Annotated in this window: 2 pseudogenes; both read right to left on the bottom strand. The window is 35.3% G+C overall.

The window, feature by feature from the left end:
* Window positions 1-110 precede the first annotated feature (110 nt).
* Window positions 111-329 (bottom strand): annotated as a pseudogene (locus tag WFH04_RS18005) (YbjQ family protein); the annotation flags it as partial.
* Window positions 330-860: 531 nt separating this feature from the next.
* Window positions 861-1,433, bottom strand: a pseudogene (locus WFH04_RS18000) (class I SAM-dependent methyltransferase); the annotation flags it as partial.
* Between the last annotated feature and the right edge of the window lie 600 nt (window positions 1,434-2,033).

Raw genomic sequence — 2,033 nt, 5'->3', positions numbered from 1 at the left:
TACAGTAGAGAAATATTGGAAGGCTGGCAAGCCTTTTTTTATTAAAACTTGTGTTGCAACGTTATGTACTTTTCCTCTTCAAAACTCTGTACTTCTATTTTGCACTACACACCCATTGCTGTAGCATTTTGCACCATACGATCCATTGCTTGTTTTCTAGCATCTTCAAGCATTTCCGTATACTGGTTGATTTCTCCACCGACTAACCCCTTAAGAGAAGCAACTATATCTTTGCCAATCCCTCTTGCTCTTACGGTTAAACCAAATACTGGACCTAACACTTCTGTAACTTGGTGATTAGCAATATTCTCAGTTGTTACGATCATCATATGAATCCGCTCCTTAATTATTATCTATAGTATAATATATCCTTCCGTGAATGCCGGTATTTACCATTGTATTCTTAGGCTAAAACTTCATTTGCAACATGGAAAGCCTCATCATTACTAAACGAGGTTCTTACCTAACATTCTTATGCAACTTTAATATACAAAATTACGTACAGGAAAGGGAAATAATACATGGATTTTTGGAATACAATACTGTTTTCTGTGATTTCACTAGTTTTTTTCATTATTGGTTTATTAATGTGGCGTAGACCGGATTTATCGGGTGGAGAATTCAAATTAATAAAATCTCCAACATTTTATTCTATCAAATACATTAGATCATCAAACGCTTATCTTTTAAAACATGTTGGGTATATTGTATTGGATTTATGATTATAGGGTTAATGTCAGTGGCTTTTACAATCGCATACATAATCCAACCAGAGGTATTACAAATTTCCTAGTATTAATTAGAACCACATAAAACGTTGAAATATCAAGAAGAGAATGGAAATAGCAAGAAATCCCAACTTATTTGGTACATGAATAAATTCGATAGCCCAATATCTCTTTATACCTCGTCATCATGTCAGAATGTTTATCCATAATTTCATAAAGCTCAGCTTCTAACTCATCTGCGTAAGGTATATCAGGTACTGACTCAATGGATGTATTTTCTTCTATGCGAATACGATCAAAACCCGCCTGTTGTAATAATGCCATCCAATCTTTTTCCATAGAGAGGGAGTCAAATCCATAAAATTGTTTAATTTCGTTTTCCTCATTTTCCTTAAGTCGCCCGTTAATCGTTTGTTCAATAGCAATGAAGCGACCGCCACTTTTCAATAAACGAAAGATTTCTTTAAGGGCCATTGGCTTATTTACAAAAGCAAGAACAGATTCCGAAGCAAAAAAATCAAAATGATTATCTGGTAAAGGGATTTTCTCAACTGAGCATTGCATAATTGTTACCGGTAATTGATTTTTTTTTCATTCTCATTTTAGCCTTTGCAACCATTGTTGGATTGATATCGATGCCAGTTACTTTTGCTCCATATCTGTAAGCTATATAAGCAGCAGTTTGGCCAGTGCCGCACCCAACATCTAAAATGTGAGAATTTCTGTTTATGTCCTCCCTCTTGAATATTTCCTTTGTTAGATTAATACCACCAGGATGTGCACCCTCAATACCGAGTTTAGACAATAAATCTAGATACTTGGAGTTCTGAATTATGTCCACCTTCTTTATTTTTTGAAAGATAAGAAGTATAGATGTCACTGCTTGAGAGCGGTTATTCGGGCATGAATGTTTTCTTGTTGTATAATATGAATTTAAAAAAGTCTGGTTCGCGCAAGCAAAATAAGAGCTATCTATAAACCTCATTTAGTACTAAGACGGTAAATTGTAAAAGGTTTTGATATTAAGGTCTACCTAATGGGGTGGGCTTTTTTGGTTTGCATGTTTTTCATTAGATAATGAACCATACCTCATTCGTTTTACTAGATTCTTCGATGCTATAAAAAAATGGTTTAGTTCACCTCTTTCATTGTAATACTTCATTAGCCTTTATCTCACCTTTAAAAACTACGTACTTTGGATTGTCAACACTAAACTGCACAAAAGTTTTAAGGTCTGCCTGCGTTTGCAGTTGCGACTTGACAGCGAGCCTCTACGGGCATGACTTCCGAGCCAGGACGCCAGCT

The sequence above is a fragment of the Sporosarcina sp. USHLN248 genome (genome assembly GCF_037144575.1).
Lineage (GTDB): Bacteria > Bacillota > Bacilli > Bacillales_A > Planococcaceae > Sporosarcina > Sporosarcina contaminans.
Note: the sequence above shows the minus strand (reverse complement) of the source record. Positions and strands in the feature narration are given on the sequence as shown.